At 51.5% G+C, this 5991-nt stretch carries 4 protein-coding genes; 1 reads left to right on the top strand and 3 read right to left on the bottom strand.

Features of this window, described 5'->3' with window-relative positions; all coding sequences use genetic code 11:
• Nucleotides 1-318: 318 nt before the first annotated feature.
• Nucleotides 319-2571 carry an FAD-dependent oxidoreductase gene (locus tag CF651_RS31290; protein WP_094018788.1) on the bottom strand — a complete coding sequence of 751 codons (2253 nt, stop codon included), beginning with the start codon at nucleotides 2569-2571 and terminating at the stop codon, nucleotides 319-321.
• Between the two features lie 171 nt (nucleotides 2572-2742).
• Between CF651_RS31290 and CF651_RS31295 the strand changes: the two genes are divergently transcribed.
• Nucleotides 2743-3690, top strand: coding sequence for an AraC family transcriptional regulator (locus CF651_RS31295; RefSeq protein ID WP_094018789.1), 948 nt, complete (start codon nucleotides 2743-2745; stop codon nucleotides 3688-3690).
• Between the two features lie 97 nt (nucleotides 3691-3787).
• Here CF651_RS31295 and CF651_RS31300 read toward each other — a convergent pair whose 3' ends face one another.
• Together CF651_RS31300 and CF651_RS31310 are read right to left on the bottom strand one after the other, a co-directional pair.
• Entirely contained in the window at nucleotides 3788-4234 is a 447-nt protein-coding gene (locus CF651_RS31300) for a GNAT family N-acetyltransferase (protein ID WP_094018790.1), read from the bottom strand.
• Nucleotides 4235-5481: 1247 nt separating this feature from the next.
• Nucleotides 5482-5991 (bottom strand): DoxX family protein (locus CF651_RS31310; protein WP_094018792.1); only part of this gene is annotated, 510 nt, incomplete at its 5' end.

The raw sequence follows: 5991 nt of genomic DNA on the forward strand, positions 1-5991 counted from the left end.
CATTATGAAATTGATTCGATTATAAATTTAGTTGTAATAGTCGCTTTATCAGCTTGTGCAGGAGCCTTTGTTAGGGAACTGTTTGTACTGAAGGACAAGGAAAGGGCGAAAGAGGAATAAGTCGTCCGGTTAGCCGATAGAAGTCCTAGTCGAACAGGGAAACCGAATCGATAATAAAAAGCTTCTTCAAAAGAAAAGGCAGTCCAAGACGGCAGATACCGTCCGGGACTGTCTTTTTTCATCAAATGGCACATATCGGCTTGCCTTCATCTAACATACAAACAGGAATCTGCCCTTGGTGCATCGCGCCATCGCATTCTAAGCGTAAACGCGAATTTCAATGACTTCGGCGCAAGGGCTGCCGTTGGTAGCTTCCACGACCAGACGGAGCCGGTCGGTTGTAACCGGGACGTCCAACCGGTGCACACGCTTGCGCTTACGGTTGGCTTTTTCCTCATGTACGACCTTCCATTGGCCTTCCTCTATCATGGCCTCCAGACGATAATCCCGTACGAGCTCAGGAATGATAGGGAAGGCGGTATGGTGATGATGGAGGTTGATCAAGTCCTCATTCACATCGTCATTGAACACCAGCTGCACCTCCTGCACGGTTACGGCCTGCTCCCATTGCAGCTCCAGCGAAGCGGTCTGACCCGGTGCGAGGGCATTCGAAATCCACAGGTGAGGCTGCTCATAAGGCCGGAGATAGCCGTCGGTTGTTTTGTCCGCCGTGAAGGCCGATGTTTCGGGATGCAGGCGGAAGCAGAAGGGCTTGCGTACCAGCTTCTTCATGCTCCATTGGACGACCGGCTGGTCCGGCTGGTGATCCTCCAGATCCTTAGAGACGAGCGCTGCCTGCCCTTTGATAAAAGAAAGCACGCCGGTCTGCGGCTCATGCGACAAATGGAGCGTGAGGCTGTCGTTCGCCTTCACAACGACGAAGGCGTGCTGCGGCGTCTCCGGCCGCCAGCCCAACGGCACGCGGACCCACTGGCGTTCGCCCGCGCCTACTTCTGCCGTGCCGCTCACCTCGAGCTTGTGCGGCACGAAGTTCTCCCCTCGGCCGGTGCTCCACACCTCGACCTCGAGCGTGGCCGGCGCCGACGCATCGAGCAGCAGCTCGAGCTCCTGCAGCTCCGGCGCTACAGGCACGAGCAGGCCCGCGTCCTGGGCCAGCTGGAGAGGCTCGGCAGCGCGTTCCACCGCCAGCTGCCGCAGCTCGCCCGACGCCGTGACGGTCGCACGGCGGGCCAGATCCAGCTCATCGGTGCTGCGCAGCCCGATGATGGAGGCATCCTGGCGCAGCATCGTTTGCTGCAGCTCCGCCAGGTGCCGGCGGTACACGTCGCGCGGCGTCACGCCGTGCTGTACCGCCAAGGCCGCGCCGGTGCCAGCGGCCTCGCCGATCACGGCGCACGTCGCCATGACGCGCGTCGTGCCGAAGGCCACGTGCGAGGCGCTGATGTTGCGCCCCGCGAACAGCAGGTTCGAGACGTTGGCCGAGTACAGCGAGCGGAACGGGATATGGTAGATCCCGTCCGCATGCAGATGCTTCGAGCCGCTCTCCGTCGAGTACATCCCTTGCGGCGGATGCAGGTCGATCGACCAGCCGCCGAAGGCGATCCGGTCCTCGAACGGCCGCTGTGCGATAATATCATTCTGATTTAATACGTAATCGCCGACGAAGCGGCGGAATTCCCTTTTGCCCGGCAGGGCGCCCACCCATTCCAGCGTCATGTGGTCCGCATCGAATTGACCGGAATTTTTGATGTAATCCCAAATTCCATAAATGACCGACCACAGCTCGTCGCGGATGCGCTCATTTTCATGCACGGTGTCCAGCTCTCCGCCCCACTCGATCCACCAATAATGGCAGCCCGAATCGCCGCTGCGGATCACGCGCTTCATCGGGATGGTCGTCTTCGTAATGTCCTTGGCGAAGCTCGGCGCCACATACTTCACCGGATGGCCGGCGTCCTTCGTATAGAACAGGATCGTGCTGCCCAGCGTAATGTCATCGGCGACCTCAGGCGCCCAATCCTCGTGATACTCATGCCGGGCTTCGCGCCCGATGCGGTATTTCGCCCCGGCCAGAAACCCGACCAGGCCGTCTCCCGTACAATCGAGAAACATAGCGCTTTCAAAACGTATTCGGCGCTCCGAGCCCATCATCCATCCTGTCACCGAAATGATTTTACGGTCCTCCGCCTCGCCGACCGCCTCCACTTCATGCACGTCGGTGTTGAGGAACAGCTGGATGTTGCTCTCCGCTCTTACAGCCTCCAGCAAGGTCAGATCCCAGAAATATGGATTGCCCTCCGGATTCCGGTATTGATTCTCGACGAACAGCTCCCCCATAATGCCGGTTTCCCTGGCGTAGCGATTTGTGCCGTGGGCGGTTGCACCGCATACCCAGACGCGTACCTCGCTGCTGGAATTGCCGCCAAGCACAGGCCGGTTGTGCACCAATGCGACCGTTCTTCCGAGCCTTGCCGCTGCAATGGCTGCATTCATGCCGGCCAAGCCGCCGCCGATCACGGTAAGCTCCGTTTGAATCGTTTCGTTTCTCATGTATCGTTCACCTCGTTAATTATTTATCTTATCCATAATTTCATTATATTTAGCTTGCTTTACTTTTAACATGCACGGAATTAACATTAAGCATATACAAAATTTCACGAAATGGATGTTTAGCTCCGCAAGGTTGCGGCAGGTTGCTGAAGAAGGAGAGGAGATTGCGAAATGGTTATTCCTGCATGGAATTGGGTACCACAAGTGATCAGTCATGTGTTCTGGTACCGGAAACAAGCGTTTCAGCTCAAAGAGGATACATACGCCGACTGGGTATTGTTTGCCGTGCAGGCCGGCTTGTTCCGATACCGGATCGGGGAGGCTTCGGGAGAAGCGGGCTTCGGGGATGCAGTGCTTTGCCCGCCGGGGATGGCGTTTCAGCGGGAGGTATTGGAGCCGGTGACGTTTCATTTTTATACGATCGCCTGGCATGCGTTACCCGTGGAGGGAGGGCTCCCTCCGTCTGTCCCGGCACGAGCTGAGTTGAGAGATGCCCTGCCCGGTCATGCAGCGGTTCCGGCTGACGTTTCTTATACAGAAGTGTCCTCTTCAGATGGTGTGTATGCGGCAGCCGATGTTGCGTCGCTTTCCATTTCCCCCAGTCCCGGCCTTCCCGTTCGCTTTACCTGGAGGGATCATAACCGGCTATCGTCCACCTATTTTTATATGGAGCAGCTAGCGCGGCTTCGGCCCGAGGAACCGAGTCCGGTGCAATGGAATCATTTTTTGCAGGATTTGTGGCAGCTGTATTGGATGGAACAGGAGGTGTCACGGCAGGCGGAAGAGCGGAGAGGGCAGGATCCTTTGATGCAGGAGGCGGAGAGGTGGCTGAGGCAGCAGGCGTTCGGACCGATTGTACTGAAGGAATTCGGCGAGCGTCTGGGCCTGAGTCCGGTGCAGCTGACGAGAAAATTTCAGGGGGCTTACGGGGTAACGCCGATGGATTACTTAACATCATTAAGGATACAGAAGGCAAAAGCACTGCTGCTCGAAACCGAGATGACACTGGAACAGATTGCCGAGCAATGCGGCTATGAGAACGGCTTTTATTTGAGCCGCATGTTTTCCAAAACGGTGAAGACCAGCCCGTCGCAGTACCGCAAAGCACATCGCGTGTAGCGACGCCTGCCAACAATCAAACAGCCCTTGTTCTCCACTAAGGAAGCGCAAGGGCTGAAGGGTCATGTGAAAGGGTGACGCAAAGCTGCAAGCGAATTTACAGCTGCTTCTTCATCCGGACATGGGGGATGCCTGCATCCAGAAACGTTTCGGGAGAAACCTTTTTATACCCGAGCTTCTCATAAAAAGGCTCCGCCTGGCATTGCGCATCCAGCAGCGAGGAAGCAAAGCCCAGCCGTTTGGCTTCCTCCTCTAGCCCCAGCACAATGGCTTTGCCTGCGCCCGTACCGCGCTGTGCTTGGCGAACGGCGATTCTTTGCAGCTTCATGGTTGAGCTTGCATTCTCATACGGCCGCATTCTCCCGGTTGCGACGGGCTGGCCATCCTCCAGGAGCAGCATATGCACGCAGGCATCCGGGCTTTCATCGAATGCGTCGATTTCAAGGCTTGGGTCGACCTGCTGCTCCTGCACGAACACCTCCATGCGTATGTCAAGGCACTGCTGCAGCTGTTCCGGGGTCGTTACGATCAACGTTTGTTTCATGATGGGGTGCTCCTTTGTCTGTTCATTCATGATGCTTTGTATCCTTCCTTTCATGATTACTTAAAAATGGTCTGTCGTCAAATGGATGGCCACGATCCGATCCTGAGCAGCTGCAGCTGTTGTTCATAGGGGAGGAATAAGGGTGATAGATTTGCTAAAAGAAATCTGTAAAGGAACATGAATTGAAGCACAAATGGGTATGCAATGAATGTCGTGTGAAATTCCCAGGAAACGAAGTGAAAGCCAGATGCCCAGACTGTAACCCAAAAGATATAGAAAGACTGGAACAAAACATCTGAACAAAATACCCGCTTATGTGTATTTAGTCTACAAACAAAGCTTGCTGAGAGGCAAATAAAAGGCCCTATGATCCATTTGTTTTTCTTAATAAATGATCAAAAAACAAAGTGGATTATAGGGGCCATTTCTGTTTGTTAGACGTTGTTGAGTTATTTAAGATTCTTCAACTCACTACTTTTGTTCAGAATAAGGGTAATTAAAGTGTAATTAATAACAAAGATAATTCCTGTAAGAATAATACTTAATATTTGAAAATCTAACCAGGTTAGTATACTAGAGGCAATATTTATCACACTCAAAAATGCGATGTTATTCTTGATATGGCTAGTAAGTCGTTTTTTTGATAACTGAATAGCAATGAATATCACATTAAGACTGAACAATAGGACCATCCAATAAATCATGTAAATTCCTCCTTTTTCGTGTTAGTAAAATATCTGGGAAGAACTATCAAGATTTGTTCTCGTTGTATGTCTGTATTTAACTACATTGCTCGCAATGTGTGGTAAGCTCTATTGATGTCATTATCTGCACAGTTCATACTATATTTCTAGCTTTTAGAATAAGGTTTTATAGATAATGCGTCAATCTAAAATAACCAAATGAGTAAAAATATTACAAATTTACAGCGATAGCCTAGACCCATATCACCCTTCCTTGCAAACGGCACCTGTGGCCAAGGCTAGTAATGATGGAGTTAAACCGCCGGTATCTTATTCGCATGTAATAACCTGGCAAATATTAAAGGATGAAAAAGAGGGCTCATACTATTTCTTTCGTAACGTTAGTGAGCATAAATTAAGACCAACAGCTCGATAGATGTGGGTCTTTTTTCTTCACAAACTAAGGCATTTAATACATATGTCTGATAGATTCATTGTTCGCTTATGTGAAACAATCCCAAAAGAATCCAATGTAGCGGATCCTTTTGGGATTGTTAGTTGTGGTTAGGTATGTGCTGGCGTGTGATTCATACCCGTTCCTGCTGTGCGGTTAGCATCGTCATTTTTATGTGTGAAGAGTTTGCGCAGGTACGGCATCAGGTAGTAGTCCAAACCGAATCGGCCGGTGTTTGCGCCTGCCATGAACAAGATCCCGCCGATAAGAATGAACCAAGGGTTCGTGTTTACGGTACCCGCGAACATGAACATGAAGTTCATGAGAAGTCCGAAGAAGGCTGCCGCGGTAGTCAAAACACCAAGAATTAAACCAAGACCAACTAAGAATTCGCCAAGCGGAATCATGAAGTTAATTATTTTAACATTCGGCAGAGCGAAGTGTTGTATGAATGCAGTGAAGGTAGGATAAACAAGTTCATTGGTTGCTTTGTCGATGATCGGTTTAGCGACCGCATTATTTAAGAAGCCTTCGGCAGTAAATCCGCCGGTTAACTTTTGCCAACCGTGAGTGAGCCATTCATAACCAAAATACAACCTTACGAAAAGCAGGATGCCTGC

This window comes from Paenibacillus rigui (genome assembly GCF_002234615.1).
Taxonomy (GTDB): Bacteria; Bacillota; Bacilli; order Paenibacillales; family NBRC-103111; genus Paenibacillus_S; species Paenibacillus_S rigui.

What these genes read in the sequence shown, in the direction of transcription:
- CF651_RS31290 (WP_094018788.1), bottom strand. Translation starts at nt 2,571, where the DNA reads ATGAGAAACGAAACGATTCAAACGGAGCTTACCGTGATCGGCGGCGGC.
- CF651_RS31295 (WP_094018789.1), top strand. Translation starts at nt 2,743, where the DNA reads ATGGTTATTCCTGCATGGAATTGGGTACCACAAGTGATCAGTCATGTG.
- CF651_RS31300 (WP_094018790.1), bottom strand. Translation starts at nt 4,234, where the DNA reads ATGAAACAAACGTTGATCGTAACGACCCCGGAACAGCTGCAGCAGTGC.